The 17564-nt window shown below is 29.9% G+C and carries 14 protein-coding genes, 1 pseudogene and 1 CRISPR repeat array; of the genes and pseudogenes, 4 read left to right on the forward strand and 11 right to left on the reverse strand.

All coding sequences use genetic code 11. From position 1 onward, the window contains the following. The 3 genes from KQI16_RS08310 to KQI16_RS08320 form a co-directional block, all read left to right on the forward strand. Positions 1–615 (forward strand): UPF0236 family transposase-like protein (locus KQI16_RS08310; RefSeq protein ID WP_216433529.1); only part of this gene is annotated, 615 nt, incomplete at its 5' end. A gap of 268 nt (positions 616–883) precedes the next feature. Beyond that, positions 884–2095: a CRISPR direct-repeat array (repeat unit 37 nt; unit sequence ATTTCAATCCTTGTTTTAATGGAACTAACACTTAAAT). 254 nt (positions 2096–2349) lie between these two features. After that, positions 2350–2922 carry a chromate transporter gene (locus tag KQI16_RS08315; RefSeq protein ID WP_119864903.1) on the forward strand — a complete coding sequence of 191 codons (573 nt, stop codon included), beginning with the start codon at positions 2350–2352 and terminating at the stop codon, positions 2920–2922. Then, on the forward strand, positions 2876–3490 hold the full coding sequence (locus KQI16_RS08320) for a chromate transporter (protein WP_330654182.1): 615 nt from the start codon (positions 2876–2878) through the stop codon (positions 3488–3490). The genes KQI16_RS08315 and KQI16_RS08320 overlap by 47 nt, the downstream gene beginning before the upstream one ends. A gap of 30 nt (positions 3491–3520) precedes the next feature. On the opposite strand, the gene KQI16_RS08325 is transcribed toward KQI16_RS08320, so the two are convergent. From KQI16_RS08325 to KQI16_RS08370, 11 genes and pseudogenes are all read right to left on the reverse strand, one after another. Next, a complete protein-coding gene (locus KQI16_RS08325; RefSeq protein ID WP_216433531.1) occupies positions 3521–3682 on the reverse strand; it encodes a hypothetical protein in 162 nt (53 codons plus the stop codon). An 8-nt stretch (positions 3683–3690) separates the two neighbouring features. Further along, complete coding sequence (locus KQI16_RS08330; RefSeq protein WP_216433533.1) at positions 3691–3879, reverse strand: hypothetical protein; 189 nt, start codon at positions 3877–3879, stop codon at positions 3691–3693. A 120-nt stretch (positions 3880–3999) separates the two neighbouring features. After that, positions 4000–4203 (reverse strand): annotated as a pseudogene (locus KQI16_RS13315) (hypothetical protein); the annotation flags it as partial. 1457 nt (positions 4204–5660) lie between these two features. Then, positions 5661–8921, reverse strand: coding sequence for a DEAD/DEAH box helicase (locus tag KQI16_RS08335; RefSeq protein ID WP_216433535.1), 3261 nt, complete (start codon positions 8919–8921; stop codon positions 5661–5663). A 108-nt stretch (positions 8922–9029) separates the two neighbouring features. Continuing rightward, positions 9030–9509: a hypothetical protein gene (locus KQI16_RS08340; RefSeq protein ID WP_216433537.1), complete on the reverse strand. Its 480-nt coding sequence runs from the start codon at positions 9507–9509 to the stop codon at positions 9030–9032. A 98-nt stretch (positions 9510–9607) separates the two neighbouring features. After that, complete coding sequence (locus KQI16_RS08345) at positions 9608–10384, reverse strand: class I SAM-dependent methyltransferase (protein WP_216433538.1); 777 nt, start codon at positions 10382–10384, stop codon at positions 9608–9610. A 63-nt stretch (positions 10385–10447) separates the two neighbouring features. Continuing rightward, positions 10448–11752, reverse strand: a complete 1305-nt coding sequence (locus KQI16_RS08350; RefSeq protein ID WP_216433540.1) for a S41 family peptidase — start codon at positions 11750–11752, stop codon at positions 10448–10450. A 188-nt stretch (positions 11753–11940) separates the two neighbouring features. Then, the gene (locus tag KQI16_RS08355) at positions 11941–12219 is read right to left on the reverse strand and encodes a hypothetical protein (RefSeq protein ID WP_216433542.1); all 279 of its coding nucleotides are present in this window, start codon (positions 12217–12219) and stop codon (positions 11941–11943) included. 316 nt (positions 12220–12535) lie between these two features. Further along, positions 12536–15766 carry an FtsX-like permease family protein gene (locus KQI16_RS08360; RefSeq protein WP_216433545.1) on the reverse strand — a complete coding sequence of 1077 codons (3231 nt, stop codon included), beginning with the start codon at positions 15764–15766 and terminating at the stop codon, positions 12536–12538. Then, positions 15766–16470, reverse strand: a complete 705-nt coding sequence (locus KQI16_RS08365) for an ABC transporter ATP-binding protein (protein WP_216433547.1) — start codon at positions 16468–16470, stop codon at positions 15766–15768. Before KQI16_RS08365 ends, KQI16_RS08360 begins: the two co-directional genes overlap by 1 nt. A 184-nt stretch (positions 16471–16654) precedes the next feature. Then, positions 16655–17344, reverse strand: coding sequence for a diacylglycerol/lipid kinase family protein (locus tag KQI16_RS08370; protein ID WP_216433548.1), 690 nt, complete (start codon positions 17342–17344; stop codon positions 16655–16657). A 26-nt stretch (positions 17345–17370) separates the two neighbouring features. Between KQI16_RS08370 and KQI16_RS13025 the strand changes: the two genes are divergently transcribed. Next, a partial coding sequence (locus KQI16_RS13025; RefSeq protein ID WP_442861798.1) for an IS1/IS1595 family N-terminal zinc-binding domain-containing protein occupies positions 17371–17564 on the forward strand: 194 nt, incomplete at its 3' end.

Here is a 17564-nt window from a genome sequence, read left to right on the forward strand (position 1 = left end):
GGTGATGGGGCAAGATGGATAAAAGAAGGGCTACACTGGATAAAGGGAAGTGAATTTGTATTAGATTACTTTCATTTATCCCAGTATGTAAAAAAAGCAACATCACATATGCCACAAACAAGAGCTCCACTATGGACCTACATTAATAAGCATAATAAAGAACATGTAATAGAGCTGTTAAACTTCATAATAGCAAAAACAGAATCAGAAAGTAAAAAAGAATCTGTTAAGGACTGTAAAAGATACATATTAAATCATTGGGAAGCCATTAAAAGAGGATATGAGGAAGGATATATAGGTTGTAGTGCTGAAGGGCATATAAGCCATATATTATCCACCAGGTTAAGCTCTAGGCCATTAGGATGGAGTATGCTAGGAGCAGAACAAATGGCTCGTTTAAGAGTATATAGGGCTAACGGTGGCAATGTGTATGAATTACTGAGCAAGAAAAAAGAAGAAAGTCAAAAAGAAAACAGAATAATAGCATTAGAAAAAAGAGTAGTTAAGAAGAAACTAAAAACAACACTTCCAGAAACATTAGACAATCTACCCTATATAACTGATGGAAGAAGGACATGGCAACGGCAGGTGTTGAAATCAATAAGGGGGGCATAAAAGCCAACTACAAACAGAGCAACTAAATAGTAACACATAAAGACTATAATGAAAAATTATGGTTTATTAAGTGAACCAAAAAATGATATTAAACTAATAGTGATTGAAATAAGTGATTGAACTTTCTTCATAATTTATGGGAGAATAATAATTATTTTTTCCTACAGTAAATTGACGCTATCCACTTGAATTAAATAATTGAATTTTTTAAATCATTCTTGTTAAAATATTTTTTCATAAATTTTTAATGCCTAAATTCTCATAACTGAAATAAATCCTTGTTTTAATGGAACTAACACTTAAATTTAATGGATTTAGGTTGAGTGGAATTACCCTAAATATTTCAATCCTTGTTTTAATGGAACTAACACTTAAATTCTATCAGATTCTGAAGGGTTAGCGTGTATTTCTCCATATTTCAATCCTTGTTTTAATGGAACTAACACTTAAATTAGAGTATAGTTTAGGGGATATAATCTGGCTTGTATCATTTCAATCCTTGTTTTAATGGAACTAACACTTAAATTTCACAACTTGACACCCAAAAGACCCGTTCAAAATAAATTTCAATCCTTGTTTTAATGGAACTAACACTTAAATCTTTAACTTTAGATGATGTTATTAAAACTCCTAGCAAATTTCAATCCTTGTTTTAATGGAACTAACACTTAAATTTTCTACATAGCAAACGAAGGTATAAGCTTACTAGATTTCAATCCTTGTTTTAATGGAACTAACACTTAAATCTTCAATGGAAGTTAAGGTATATAGAAGCTTTCAAATTTCAATCCTTGTTTTAATGGAACTAACACTTAAATCTGTTTTTTACAGCATTTTTCGCAGTTTTGACCTTTATTTCAATCCTTGTTTTAATGGAACTAACACTTAAATGCTTTAATGGTAGAAAAAACATTAAGCGGTGGAGTATTTCAATCCTTGTTTTAATGGAACTAACACTTAAATAATTAGAAATAATGGAAATTGATAATAATGGATTTAATTTCAATCCTTGTTTTAATGGAACTAACACTTAAATCAGATGGTTCTATAACTATTTCCGTAAATAGTTTCCCATTTCAATCCTTGTTTTAATGGAACTAACACTTAAATTGGAAAATTTGCAATAACATTGCCACCACTTTTTAGCATTTCAATCCTTGTTTTAATGGAACTAACACTTAAATTCTATTGTAGAAACTTGTGTAACAGTTAAATCATTTTATTTCAATCCTTGTTTTAATGGAACTAACACTTAAATCAGATGGTTCTATAACTATTTCCGTAAATAGTTTCCCATTTCAATCCTTGTTTTAATGGAACTAACACTTAAATTGGAAAATTTGCAATAACATTGCCACCACTTTTTAGCATTTCAATCCTTGTTTTAATGGAACTAACACTTAAATTCTATTGTAGAAACTTGTGTAACAGTTAAATCATTTTATTTCAATCCTTGTTTTAATGGAACTAACACTTAAATGCAAATTTTTCGCAAACCCTTATTTTTTCTAGATTTATTGGCTTTTGCGGACTAGCTTAGAATTAATATTTTTACTCACTAGGACAAGCTAAAATGAGCCTTTTTCTGTCCCCTTTACATATTCATTATAGCTTCTAAAGTCTGTATTTTCAAGTCTTTCAGAAGTTAGAGCTTGTCTTACTTTAAAAATTATGAACTAAAAATTTTACTTATAGTTTGATAACTATTATAATAAAGTTATCGAGGTGAAAATTTTGAAGGAAAAGTTTAATTTTTATTTTAAATTATTTAAATCAACTTTCTTTTTAAGTGCCTTCACTTTTGGTGGGGGTTACGTTATTGTTCCTCTAATGAGAAAGAAGTTTGTTAAAGAGTATAAATGGATTGAAGAAGAAGAAATGCTGGACTTAACAGCAATAGCTCAAGCATCTCCAGGTGCAATGGCTGTAAATGCCTCTATACTTGTTGGATATCGCTTAGCAGGAATATTGGGGGCTATTATAACAATTATAGGAACCATTCTCCCTCCCCTTATTATTTTATCAATTATATCACTAGCCTACTCTGCTTTTATTGAAAACATCTTTGTAAAATACATACTAAAAGGAATGCAGGCTGGAGTTGCTGCAGTTGTTCTTGATGTATCAGTCAGCATGATAACTGATATTTTTAAGGAAAGAAAGCTTATGCCTATAATTGTTATGTTTGCTGCCTTTATAGCTTCCTTTTTCCTGAATATTAATGTTGTAATTATTATTTTACTAAGCGGCTTGATAGGAATTGCTTCCATGTACTTTTCAAAAGATAGAAGAAAAGGAGCTGATTAAACTGATATACCTTAAATTATTTTGGAGTTTCTTTCAAGTAGGTCTATTTACCTTTGGTGGTGGTTATGCAGCCATGCCTCTTATTCAAAATCAAATTGTTGAGATTAATGGATGGCTGAATATGAGAGAATTTGCAGATGTAATAACAATTTCTCAAATGACTCCTGGCCCAATAGGAATTAATGCTGCAAGCTTTGTAGGAATGCGTATAGCTGGCATTTTAGGAGCTATTGTTGCAACTATTGCTTCTGTACTTCCTTCCTGCATTATAGTGCTTATTTTAGCTTATATTTACTATAAATACAGGGGGTTGTCTGCAGTTCAATCTGTTTTAAAGGGGCTTAGGCCAGCAGTTATTGCCATGATTACATCAGCAGCCTTATCTTTAATAACTTTAGCCTTATGGAAAGAAGAAAAGATCTCCCTTGACATTGAAAGCATAGATTTTGTTGCGCTTTTAATCTTTTTCCTTTCCTTCTTTGTTCTTAGAAAATGGAAGCTAAATCCTATCTATGTGATGATTGGAGCAGGAATTATTGCCTTGTGTATTTATCCCTTTATTTTATAAAATAGGGTAAATTCTTAAGGAGTTTTAAGCTTAATCCCATAGATCATCCAGATTTAGAATTAAATCTTCATAACCTGATGCGGAAGCTCCCCAATTTTTCTCTTCTAACTCTTTCTGCCTTTTATATCTGTTTTTAAGAATGCCTTCCACATAGCTTAAAGTATATTTATTATTTTTTATTGCTTCAATCATAGCTTCCTTTACAGCTTCCTTTGAGTATTTATTTTAGTATTTAGTAGGGGCGGATTTTTCAAATTTGGAGTTTCACAGTGAGGAAATTCCTCATTAGGCATTTCTAATTTTGGATTTTTGCCCTTTGGATTTTCCATATTTGACTTTTCAGAATAGGAATTGTCCTTTATCGCTTCTTCCAGTTCTGGACTATCCATATTTATTTCGTCCTCTTCATCAATTTCAATTAAACTAGGTGTTTCATATACTATAAATTCTGACCCTCTAACAAATTTGCCCTTTTCATCTCTCTTTCTTAATCTTTTAACATATCCACAGCTTATTAATTCCTTTATGGCTGTTGATATGCTGTCCTTTCCATCCTTGCAATTTTTAAATATTTCATTTGTATAAAAGCTCCAATCATCAGGTTTGCTTGAAAAGTAAGCAAGTAAGCCCTTAGCTTTTAAGCTTAATCTGCTATCTGTTAAGAAACCATTGTGAATTACTGTATAATTCTTATTTTTTGCTACTCTAATAATAGACTTTTAGTTTACTTTATTTTTATTAAGTATTATAAACATAAAGTTATTACTGTTTTTTAAGAAAGGTTGAATATAAATTTTCTATTTTTAATTATTATATATACAAGCTTTTTCATTTTTTAAATAAGGGAAAATAAAAAAATTGCCATTAGGAAAGCTCCTATTTGGCAACTTTTTAGTTAAATCTTTATTATTTTAAAGCCTGTTTTTTCAGCTAAGGATTTCTACCTAAGGACAATTGCTACTATCCACCTAGCCCTCTTATCTGACATTAGATATAATCTTATCTAAATTCCAATACTATGCTTTATCTTTAACACAATGCTTAATGTAAATTATAGGACTATCTACCCGTATTTATACAATTTAGGCCTTGAAGCATTTAAGTAAAATATCCTCTCATGGAATATGATCATCTATCAACACAACAATTACTTAAATCTGCCTATAATTTTTTAGTCTTCTATGCAAATTATCAAATTTATACAATATTTAATCAATAGATTAAAGAAGATAAGTTTTATATAAACAAAAGAGATTTTTTATAAATGGAACTAATTACTGATTTTATACTTTCTATTATGGACTCTACTATTTTAAAAATCTAAATATCTTCAAGTAGATTCGAAAGCTCTATAGGCCTAATAATTATTTTTTAAAAAACTCTGCTTTTAATAAAAAGAATTATTAGAGGTGTATTTTAGTTTGTCTTTAAATACTTGTTTTAATGGAACTACTATTTAAATAGAAATAAGAAGTTCTTGATTTAGTACTGATACCAGAATTTTCAATCCTTGTTTTAATGGAAATTACACTTAAATCAAATTTTTCGCCAGCCCTGATTTTTTCAAGCTTTATTGATATTTGTGGACGAGCTTAAAATTTATATTTTTACTTACTTGTACAAGCTAAAATAGGCCTTTTTCTGTCCCCTTTACATATTCATTATAACTTCTATACTCTGTATTTTCAAGGCTTTTGAAAATCACAGCCTGTCTTCCCTTAAAAATTTCATATAATTAAGCTTTTATATTAATAAAATATATTTTAAATATCCCTTAGCAAATTCTATAAAATAAATAAAGGCCAATATATTAAAAGGGAACTTAAGAGGAGCATTGAGAAAAGGATTTAATTACAAATTAAAGTCTCATTCCTGCTTCCTCTTAATATTTTATGAGACTTTCAGCTTATTTAATAATAATTAGCCATCCTTGTTTTTATAACCTTCTTAGAAAGTCCCCCATGAATAAGCTCTTTTTTCTCTTCTTTTAAAAGCTTTTTCCTCTTTCCAAAGAAATTTAAAAGTCAGCATATTTTATGCCCCAAAGATTTTTTTACTATTTTCTTGCTTGTGAATCACAATAATTATCTATTTATCTGCCAATATATTTTAAGATAAAACTCAGGAGAAGATTTTATAAATAATCCTTCCAAAACTTTCTTGAAAGATATTAACTTATGGCAAAAATACTTAATATATCTTCTTCAGTTAAAGTATTAATGGTTGATATATCCACATTATTATCTATAATCTTCTCAATAAGCTTCCTTTTTTCCTCCTGAAGATTTACTATTTTTTCTTCAATAGAATCCTTAGCTATAAGCTTAATTACTTCTACCACATTCCTTTGTCCAAATCTATGGGCCCTATCTGTAGCTTGATCTTCTACTGCTGGGTTCCACCAAGGATCAAAGTGAATTACGATATCCGCTGAAGTCAAGTTAAGACCTGTGCCTCCAGCTTTTAAACTAATTAGAAAAACTGATTTATCGCTCTTATTAAATTCATCTACCAATTCAATTCTCTTTTCTGATGAAACTGTTCCGTCTAGATAGCTGTATTTTATTCCTTCTAACTCTAGCCTTACTTTAATATTTTTAAGGACAGATGTAAATTGGGAGAAAACTAATATTTTATGTTTTTCTGAAATAGCCTGGTTTAAAATTTCTAGCAAGGCATCAATTTTACCACTAGTACCAGCATAGTCATTAATTATTACAGAAGGATCTAAGCAAAGCTGCCTTAGCTTTGTAATATAAGATAAAATTTCAATCTTGCTTGTGCTTAGCTCATCTTCCTTAACCTTCTTTTCTATAAGCTTAACTGCATAGTCTGCATATACCTTATATACCTTCGCCTGTTCCTCTGTCATTGGAATAATAAGCTTTTTCTCTATCTTCTCTGGCAATTCCCTTATAACATCCCTTTTGTATCTTCTCAATACAAAAGGTTTAATTAGCTTATTTAATTCGTCTAATATTTCCTCAGATTCATTAAGCCTTTTATGATATCTAACTGAAAACTTCTTTTCATCAAAAAGGTATCCAGGCATTATAAAATCAAAAATTGACCATAATTCCATCAAGGAATTTTCAACAGGGGTTCCTGTTAATGCAAATTTAGTCCTTGCCTTTATTGCTTTTACTGCTTCTGCATTTTGGGAAGAGGCATTTTTTATATTTTGGGCCTCATCTATAAAGAAATAGTCAAATTCTATTTTCTCATAAAATTCTAAGTCCCTTTTGATTAGGTTATAAGTTGTTATTATAACATCTACATCTTCTATATTTTCAAGCAGTTTCTGCCTTTCTTCTTTTGAACCATTTACCACTAAATATTTTATATCTGGGGCAAATTTTTCAAATTCATTGCTCCAATTATATATTAAGGAGGTTGGAGCAACTACCAGGCCTTTAGAAGGAAGGGAGGATAAAATAAAGCTGATAGCCTGTATGGTCTTACCAAGGCCCATTTCATCCCCTAAAATAGCACCAAAGCCTAAATAATCAATAGCCTTTAAATAGTTATAGCCTTCCTTTTGATATTCCCTAAGTTCTGCCCTTAAGTTTTTAGGAACTTCAAAGCTTAGCTTGGATATTTCCCTTACTTTCTTTTGAATTTTAGCTAGTTCAGCTTTTCCCTTAATGTATCTTAGCTTATTTTCCTTAATATAGTCATCAACATATAGGGCCTTATTTTTATTAAATCTTATTGTATCTCCTATGATTTCATTATCAAAGGATAGCATTTCTAAAAGCTTAGCAAAGTTTTTAAATTCAATTTCCTCTAAGTCTAAAAATTCTCCATTTTCTAATTTATAATATTTCTTATTATCCCTTATGGCAAGGATAATGTTTTTCATTTCCTCAGGAGAAATGTCATCTACCTTAAATTTAAATTCAAAGTAGTCATACTTCCCTGGCTTAACTTCTCCAAAAATATTCCTGCCTAACACTTTCTTTATTATTTTAAAGTTTTCTGAATAATAAACATTTCCTATTTCCTGAAGCTTTGCTATATCACTTTTGAAAAAATTAAAAAGGTAATCGTCTCCTAATAGTAAATAAAACTTTTCATTTGAGGAATCAAAGCCTAGGGATTTTAAAAGGCTTAATACCCTTTCCTCCTTTTTTAAATCCCTATAAATAATCTTTCCCTTATAATCTCCAAAGATATTAAACTCATATTTGCCATACTTAACCTTTACAGTCAGAACAACATCCTTTCTAATCTTATCAAAGTAGAAATTAAATTCTGCTTCTTCCTTAACTATCTTATCTTTGATCTTTTTATTTATTTCTACATAATCTGATAGGGTATAAAGCTTTGGAAGAAGGATGCTTAAAATTCTGTTTTCCTCTTCAATATTTAAAGATATATAGCTCTTATCCTTAAAAATATCTAAATAAGGGGCAATTTCATAGCAGTATTTTGAATCTGGTATATAAATACTGCTTCCATACAAGAAAACAGAGCCTTCCTTATTAAGTTTTTCTGGAATTCCATCCTCAATTCCCAGAATATATTCATTGCTTAAGGCCTTTAGGTGAATTTTTAGGTTTGGCTTGTCAAAGATTATTTCGCTTTCAACAGGTCTATAAAAAAATCCCTCATCTAAATAAATCCTATTATTTGAAATAATCGACATAAATTCCTTTATTAAAAATTCGGGTATCCTTAAATATTTTCCGTCTATATACTTATCCTGCCTTCTTGTAAAGGCTGAGGCTGTTAGTTCAACTTCCTTTACCTTCTGAAGGAAATCAAAAATTCTTCTCTCATTAATATTTAACTTTTGATTTCTTAGGTTAAAAGTAAAATCCTTACCATAATTTATTGGAATTTTATTATAATAAGCTACAAGAAGCTGGTTTATATCCTTTACAACATATAATTTATTGCTGGATAAACCCTTTAAGCCTATTTTAAACTGGGCAGTTAAAGTGTTTTTTATTCCTAATCTATTTAAATAGACTTCCAGCTTTATTTCTTCTTTTTTATTGTCCTCAAGGAGTAAATTAAGAATTCCGCTGCCTTCAGTACTGCTCTTAAAGACTATATCATTTTTTTCTTCTTTATTTAGCAGCTTTCTAATCTCTTCATTTTCCTCTATATAATCTAAAAATTTATAGAAAGTTGCATATAAGTGGCTGCAGCAATAATTATGCTTTTTTAATTCATTTTTTTCATAATCCTCACAGCTGCAATAACTTGAGACAAGATCCCTTGTGTTAATATCTATGCTTAACTTTGAATTATATTCGCTAAAAAAATTCTCTGATAATACATTTGAAGCTATATTAATTATGTCCTCATTATAAGAGACCTTAAAATCAGAGATTAAATCATTATCTAATACAGCCTTCCCAGCTTTTTCATTTTTACCACTAGTAGACTTTTTGAATTTTTCTATTAGTATATTTTTTATCATTGCTATCACCTTAATTATTAATTTATAGCAGGGACTTTTAGTTTATTTTCACTTATAAATTATTATATATTGTTTTATTATAACAAAAAGAAGTGGCTATTACCACTTCTATAAAATTTCTCTCCAAAGCTGACCTAAGTTATATTCTTCATTATGATCTTTGGCTATTTGAATTGTTTCTATATTTTTTGCTATAAATACTTTTTTTAGATAATCTTTAAAATCATTTTCTACCATTACTGTTTTTATAATATTGTTATCTATATCTACAAAGGAAATCGGTATTTCTCTTTGAAAAAGCAGAACTTCCAAATGCTCCTTATCCTTTTCATCTAATGTATTATAAAGCCTGCCATAAATATATTTATTATTTCCTGCAAATTTGAAAAGTAAAGATACAAAAGGTTGTCCACTCAATTTCACCTTCATTGCCTTCATTTCTAAAGTAGATTTCCTTAATAAATATTCAATTTTTTCTAAATCTTCCTTTAAATAAAAGCTAGAATATAACTGATTATTTTCAAACCTGCTAATATAGTTACCAATGGTACCCTTCTCTATTCCTTCTAACGGGTTAACCTTCTTCAAACCTATCCCCCCTAAACCTAACACAGCAGCATATCAGCTACATTATACTATATAAAGCCGCTAAGCTTAAGGAGTATTTACTGGCAGCTCTGCCATATTTACTTTTCTCCACAAATAACAAGCTTTAAAATCATAATTGATGAATAGTCTAAATCAAAAAATTTGTTATATTCCTTCATTAATAGGGCAATTCTATTATCCTTTATCAGCTCTTCATTAATTTTAGTTCTAAAGTTCTCCTTACCTAATATATCGCTATGGTTTACTACAGCTTCAATATCCAGCTTCCTAAAGCCTACTCCCTTTAATAGGCTGACTAGGGCACTTCCTATCTTTCTATTTCCATTTAATCTGCTTTGTAATTCCCCAATATTTTTATTAATGGTCTCTATAGCATTATTCTTTGGGAAGCTAGTCCCCCATAAATCGCTGTCAACATCTATGATAAAAACCTTTCCTCCTGGCCTTAAAAGCCTGTGAATTTCTTTTAGGGCTTCTACAGGTTTATCTAGATGCTGAAAAACAAACCTCGCTATAACAAAGTCAAAGTATTCATCAGGCAAGGAAGATTTAGTAATATCGTCTTTTACAAAGGCAAGCCTTTCTATATAGCTGTCATCAAAGCTTTTATCTGCATATCTTAAAAAATTTTCATCCTTATCTGAAGAGGTAATATTCGAATTTGGAAAAGCCTTTAGCAAAATTTTTGTATAAAAACCAGGTCCACAGCCTACTTCTAATATATTGCTTTTATCTTTAAGTCCCAGCATTTTTAGCATTCTAATTTCCTTTTTATGTCCCAAGTAGGCCTGCTTTTTTAATCTTTCTATTTCGGTTTTAAAACCTATTTCCTTGTATATTCTATTATATTCCATCAAAATCTCCTAAGAATTATTCTTCTATTTATTCTATTCCTAGAAAATTATATTGTGAAATATCTATTTTATTTCTTTAAGGGCTCTCTCTAACAAGTCTTCGCCATAATCCACATATATATCAGGCTCTAGGACTTTTTCATCTTCCTTACTAATATCAGGTCTTATCCATTTTTTATGGGAGACTTGTCCTATTAATTTTGAATTTTCTAATTGAAACTGAATTATATCTCCATAGGAGGAGGGGCTATTACTGCTTGCCCTTCCAATAATAGTGCCAAGATTTCCATCTCTAACAAAGACAGCAAACATTTGAGCTGAACTAAATGTATTTTCGTTTGTTAAAAGATATAAATTAATATCTTGATTTTTTACAACTTTATTGCTGCCCCTTAATCTAATACTTCCCCTTCTTCTTAAATAGCCCCTTTGTTCTTGGGCTAGGGGTGAAAATCTTATTACTGATGTATATTTCCCAGCTTTCATATTAAGAGCTTCTAAGATTTTTGAGCAGGCTAGTGAATTTCCCCCAGGATTATCAGATAGATCTATTATAAAATTTTTAACTCCCTCCTTTAAATAACTTTCTATATCTTTTAAAACTCTTTCTAATGCAAGATTAACTTCGCATATTTCTAATTTTATATAGGCAATATTATCCTCAAGTTTTTTAGCATAAATAGAGTAATCCCTATTCTTTGTATTATTAGAATTTACAAATTCTACTGCCATATTTTCTAGCAAGTCATTATTTTCTATTGTAAGATTGATATTTTCTCCAGTTTTTACTCCCAGCCTTTCTAATAGTAGTTTAGCTTTTGAATATTTTGCGATATTTTTAGCTTCTGCCATATAGTTTTCAGCAGGAAAGGTCTCTTTAATCTTATCTGCTATTAACTCTATATCTATATTTCCTATTTTTCTCACTATTTTATTAGTTGCTTGATTTTCTTCATCTAACAATAGAAGCTTTCCATTTTTATATATCCATTTAACATCTAAAATACTGTCCTCTGTCCACCTTAAGGCAGTATGTCCATCATTTATTGAGGATAAATATTTAGATATTTTTTCTTGAAATTCATAAACAGTTATGGACTTATTGCTGCTGGATAAAAGTTCTTCTTTGGCTTGGTAATATTTTTCAGGAACTTTCTCTAGAAATATTGGATGGGTATTTTCAACTATTTCTATAAGCTTTTCTATATCCTCTTTTAGTTCTTCTTTTGTTAATAGGCTGTTTAAATTTTTTCCTTCAGTAAATTCTACTTCCTTTATCTTAAAAAGACTTATAGGCTGTGTAAAAAGTATATAAAAAAATAGAGCTAATAAGAGGCTCGCTATAATTAGAATAATTTTCTTTTTCATTCTTCTACCTCCGAATTAATTTTTTCTTCTTGCCATAATTAGCTCTTCACAAGGAAAAACATTTTTCTTATTTTGCTTATAAATATAGTCCTCTAACTTCACATCCTTATATTTCATAAATTACTCCTTTCCCCTTATTTAAAAGAAAAACTCCCTTCTCGAATCTTTAAGAAAGGATAGACGCAAAATTATTTATTATAAATATATGAAAATAACTTATAGCTCATAACAATTAAAGTTGAGTTCCAAACAAATAAAACCCAGATAATAAGCATTTCATCTCTGCTAGCAGTAAAAAAGGATAAAATAAAATGATAAAGAAAACTTACAGAAAAACAAGCCAACATTCCTTTAATTTTTTTATTTGAAAGATATCTATTATATACATAAGCCGTTAATATCCCTAATGTTATTGGAATAATGACATGCAAAATAGGAACTAAATTTACACCAGCTTCTTTAAACAATGATTATCCCCCCTTTTTAAGAAAAGCACCGAGGGCTTTTCAGATTTATTCAAATTTTTATTAATAAATCAAACTGGCCTACTGGTATAGTTGTTATTACAATAGAAAATATAAATGCTGCCTATAAGGAAAAATTATAATTTTTTATATTTTTAATGAGAAGCATCATATTTTCTTATCCAATTATATTAAATAAATCCATAAATTACAATTATTTCGACTAAAATAGTTATATTTCTACGAGTATTTATTAAAAATCATCCAAATTTGCTAAAAATAATAAAGACACTCCTTTGAGTGTCTTTATCTTTTAAAACTAATCTACTGATTTTAAGGATTCAACCATTTTTACTTTCTTTAGCTTATAATACATTACAATATTGACTAATACTGAAAATGCTACTGTTAATACTGCTGATATTATAAAGCTTATTAAATCAATGTTTCTTCCAAACATCATATTGTCCATTTCAACAGTTACCATAATGAATCTGTGAAGAAGTATTCCTAAAAACTCTCCTAGGACAATACCTATAAAGGTCAGCAATACATTTTCCCTATAAATATAAGCCGAAACTTCATTATTATAGAAGCCTAATACCTTAATAGTTGCAATTTCTCTCATTCTTTCGCTGATATTTAAGTTAGTTAAATTATATAGTACAACAAAGGCAAGGGAGCCTGCTGAAACTATAAGAATTAGTACAACATAATTTAGATTTTTAATTGTATTATCAAAGTTTTCCTTTAAACTTGTATTAAAGGACACACCCTTTACTATGGAATTCTCCATGATTATTTTTGAAATTTCCTCTTCATCTGCATTTTCTAAAGTATTAACTAATATGGAATTATAATTTATATTTAGGTCGTAGCTGTCTTTATAATATTTTTCAGTCATATAAATATAGTTCATTGTGTAGTTTTCTGCTATTCCTTCCACCTTTAGGGAAGCTTCTATATTATTAATCTTTACTTTTACTTCATCTCCAAGCTTAACCCCTGCATCTCTTGCAGCTTTTTCTGATATTATTATTCCCTTATTATTTAAGGAGTAGCTCTCATTTGTTTTTCTATTTTTTAAAGTTACAAAATCTTTAAATTCTTCTTGAGATTTCGGAACAATAATAGTAATATCCTTATCTCCATCAGGAGCTTTATATTTTGCATTTTCACTTAATACCATAAGGGACTTATCAACAGCTGATAAATTGCTTATATAAGAAAGAAGTTCATCTTTTTCTAGATCTCCAGCTTCTTTGTCTATGCTTACAGATAAACTATATTTAAATAGTTCTCCAAATTGTTTGTTGATTATTGTTTTTATAGAGTCCTTTATACCAAAGCCTGTTACAATTAAGGCCGTACATCCAGCTATTCCAAAAACTGTCATAAAGAATCTCTTTTTATACCTAAATAGATTTCTAACTGTAACCTTTCCTATAAAGCTTAATTTATTCCAAATAAAGCCTATTCTTTCTAATAATATTCTTTTTCCTTCTTTTGGTGCCTTTGGTCTCATAAGAGCTGAAGGTGTTTCCATAAGTTCCTTATAACAAGCAAAGAAGGAAGATACTGTTGTAACTAAAATTGCTACTAAACTTACAGCCAAGGCCAATGGAATATTAAAATCCAGCTCAACTCCTGGAATAGTGTACATAATTCCATAAGCAGTTATAACTACTGTTGGAAAAAGGGTATAGCCAATAGCTAATCCTAGGATACTACCTAAAAAGCTTGCAGAGAAAGAGTATATAAGATATTTTGATACTATCTTCCCCTTTGAATAACCTAAAGCCTTTAAGGTTCCTATATTTATTCTTTGCTCATCTACCATTCTTGTCATGCTTGTTAAACATACTAAGGCTGCAACTAGGAAAAAGAAAACTGGGAATACTTTCGCTAATTTATCTATACTTTCAGCATTACTTCTGTAATCAATATAGGAATAGTTTCCTTCTTCTCTATTTAAAACATACCAGCTTGGCTCTTTAATAGCCTTAATGTCATTTTCTGCTTTTTTAATTTTTGCTTCTGCAGCAGATATTTCTTTTTCAAAGGTTAACTTTCCCTTTTCATATTCTTCTTTACCTTTTTCTAAATCTTTCTTTCTATTTTCAAGTTCCAGCTTAGCTTCTTTAAACTGTTTCTCAGCCTTCTGCTTTCCTTCCTCAAATTCCCTTTTCTTTTCTGCTAATTGCTTTTCACCATTTGCTAGTTCTTCTTCCTTCTTTGCTATTTCTGCCCTTCCAGCTTCTAATTGCTCTTCACTGGTCTTTATTTGATTTTCTATATAGGCAATTCCTTTATCAATTTCTGCCCTATTTTCAAATAAACTTTCTAGTTGGGCTTTTAAAAGCTTTTTTTCTTCTTCGGATATATTTAATTTATTTATAGCTTCTTCAGCTTCCTTAATTCTTTTATCAATATCATTTCTATTATTTTGCAAACTTTTTAGGGTTTCCTTTGCAATTTTAATGCTGCTTTCAGCTGCTGCTTCTTGTGTTTCTAAAGTTTTCTTTGCAGCTTCTAAGGCTGCTTTTCCATCAGTTATTTTATATTCTGCAAGAGAAAGTTCATTTTCAGCCTTAACCATAGTAAGTTTAAATTCCATTTCTTTTTTGTTTAATTCTTTTTCTCCCTCTTCTAATTTCTTTTCTCCCTCTTCTATTTCCTTTTTAGCCTTATCTAATTCCTCTTGTCCCTTTTTTCTTTGCTCTTCTAACTCAGCCTTGCCTTCATTTAATTTTTTAGTAGCTTCGGCGATTATATCATTATATCTTATATCTGCCCTTTCACTGCCAAGGCTTTCTAATAAAATTTTGCTTTCATCTATTAAGTCAAAGTATTTGTCAGAATATGAGTTTAGTTCCTTTGCTCCATCTATGGTTAGATAAGCCTCTGTGAAAGCTTCAATTTTAAAGTTTTCTTGTGGAACAACAATAAAACTAGAAATTTTACCATTACCTATGGAGGAAGAGCCTTTTTCAAAGGATAAATAAATTGGAGTTCTTACCTTTCCAACAATTTTATATTCAACAATATCCAGCTTTTCCTTTAAATCTTCAGAAGTACCTGAATAAAGAGTAATTTTATCTCCAATTTCCAAATTTAAGCTCTCCAGCTTTCCTTCTTCAACAAGACATTCATCTTCTTTTTCTGGAAGTCTTCCTTCCATTAGCTTATATTGATTTACCTTCTGTTCCTCCTTAATAGGAATTCCCATTACCTTTAATACCTTTTCTGAACCTTCATCCTTTATTACTGCATCTAAGGAATAGGTTGGAAAAACATCTAAAACTCCATCAACCTTCTTTATTTCTTTAATATCATCTTCTGTTAAGCCTAAAGTTGAATATATTGTTATATCCATAAAGTTATAATCGTCATAGTACTTATCTGCAGTCTTTTTCATTGCAATTGGAGAAATCTTTATACCTGAAAAGAAGGCAACTCCTAAGGCAATTATTGCAAAGATAGAAATAAACCGTCCCTTATTTTTTACTATATCTTTAAAAACATCCTTCATAAAAGCATTTTTAAACATTACCATTCAATCCTTTCTACAGGAAGAGGATTTTCATTTATTGTTACACTTTCAATCATTCCATTTTTGACTTTAATAACCTTATCACCCATAGGTGTTATAGCTAGATTGTGGGTTATAATAACCACAGTCATATTATATTTTCTGCAGGTATCTTGAAGGAGTTTTAAAATTGCTTTTCCTGTATTATAATCTAAGGCTCCAGTCGGTTCATCACATAAAAGAAGCTTTGGATTTTTTGCTAAGGCCCTTGCTATGGCAACCCTTTGCTGCTCTCCCCCAGATAATTGAGCTGGGAAGTTAAACTTTCTATCAGCCAAACCAACCGCCTCTAAAGTTTCTGCTGGATCTAATGGTTTTTTTGAAATTTGACTTGCTAATTCTACATTTTCTAGAGCTGTTAGGTTTTGAACTAAATTATAAAATTGAAAAACAAAGCCGATATCATATCTTCTATAAGTTGTAAGCTGCTTTTCATTATATTTTGCAATATTATTGCCTTCCACAATTATGTCGCCGCTAGTAGGGCTATCCATTCCTCCCAGAATATTTAAAATTGTACTCTTACCAGCCCCGCTTGCCCCTGCTACTACTACAAATTCACCTTTTTCAATGGCAAAAGAAACACCCCTTAGGGCCTCAATATCAACTTCTCCCATTTTATATTTCTTTGTTACATTTTTAAATTCTATATAACTACTCATTCTTCTACCACCTTTATTAAATAGTAATTGCTGATACTGACGGAATTCTTACTTCTTCCTCAATCTTTGGCACTAGGAAATTTATTGCCTCTTCTTCAATTGAAAGGTCCAATTTATTATCCTCAAAAATTTCGCCATCTACAGAAATGCAAAATTTCCCATTAGAACTAATGCTAATATTTTTTCACTTCTTATAAATTATATATCTGCTGATTTCTTCATTATCTAAGTGTTTACCATTTTTATATAGTCCTAGTAATTTTACAAGCTTAAATCTTGAAACCTTTTTAACAATGCAGACATCAATAAGACCATAATTTACTTTGGCTAAAGGAGCAGCATTATAGCCTCCCCCATAAGAAACTCCATTTGAAAAGGTACATAATAAAAATTTTCCTTTAATGACTTCCTTATTATCAAGAAGGATTTCAAAATTTTGATGCATTCTATGTACTAAAGAATAAAATAAAGCTAAAGTATAAGCAGTTCCTCCGCTAATAAAAGAAAGCTTTTTAAATTTATTCACATTACTTGCAACCTTTGCATCAAAACCTATATTACAGATATTTATGTAGCTTGTATCTTTAACCCTAAGTAAATCAACTTTTACACTTTTGCCCATAACTTGTCCCATTAGATCAAAAAAGTCTATATTATCAAAACTTATTACGAAGTCATTTCCTGTTCCATAGGGCAATACTCCAACACTTGCATTATCATATCCCTTAATTCCATTTACTACTTCATTTAAGGTTCCATCTCCACCAGCAGCATAAAATCTTAGATTTCCTTCTTCTCTTTCAAGTTTTGTTAAGTTATATGATATTTGAATTTCATCTCCCCTTTGAGTTATCTTATATATAGAGAAAAACAAAATGCCTCCGAAGGAGAGATGAAATTATGTGCAAATTATTGAATAAAATTTCATGTCCAAGATGCCATAGTCAAAATCTCTATCGCTTTGGAAAAGACAAAGCAGGTAATCAAAAATATCAATGTAAAGACTGTAGACGTCAGTTTACTTTTGAAGATTGTAGGGGTAAGAAAAATCGTATATTGAGAGGATATCCTCGTTGTCCTGTTTGTGGTAATGG

This window comes from Caproiciproducens sp. MSJ-32 (assembly GCF_018918055.1).
Taxonomy (GTDB): domain Bacteria; phylum Bacillota; class Clostridia; order Clostridiales; family Clostridiaceae; genus Clostridium.

Excerpts from the sequence above, each read along its gene's own strand:
- KQI16_RS08350 (WP_216433540.1), bottom strand. The coding sequence starts at position 11,752 with ATGAAAAAGAAAATTATTCTAATTATAGCGAGCCTCTTATTAGCTCTA.
- KQI16_RS08345 (WP_216433538.1), bottom strand. The coding sequence starts at position 10,384 with ATGGAATATAATAGAATATACAAGGAAATAGGTTTTAAAACCGAAATA.
- KQI16_RS08330 (WP_216433533.1), bottom strand. The coding sequence starts at position 3,879 with ATGGATAGTCCAGAACTGGAAGAAGCGATAAAGGACAATTCCTATTCT.
- KQI16_RS08360 (WP_216433545.1), bottom strand. The coding sequence starts at position 15,766 with ATGTTTAAAAATGCTTTTATGAAGGATGTTTTTAAAGATATAGTAAAA.
- KQI16_RS08325 (WP_216433531.1), bottom strand. The coding sequence starts at position 3,682 with ATGATTGAAGCAATAAAAAATAATAAATATACTTTAAGCTATGTGGAA.
- KQI16_RS08365 (WP_216433547.1), bottom strand. The coding sequence starts at position 16,470 with ATGAGTAGTTATATAGAATTTAAAAATGTAACAAAGAAATATAAAATG.
- KQI16_RS08335 (WP_216433535.1), bottom strand. The coding sequence starts at position 8,921 with ATGATAAAAAATATACTAATAGAAAAATTCAAAAAGTCTACTAGTGGT.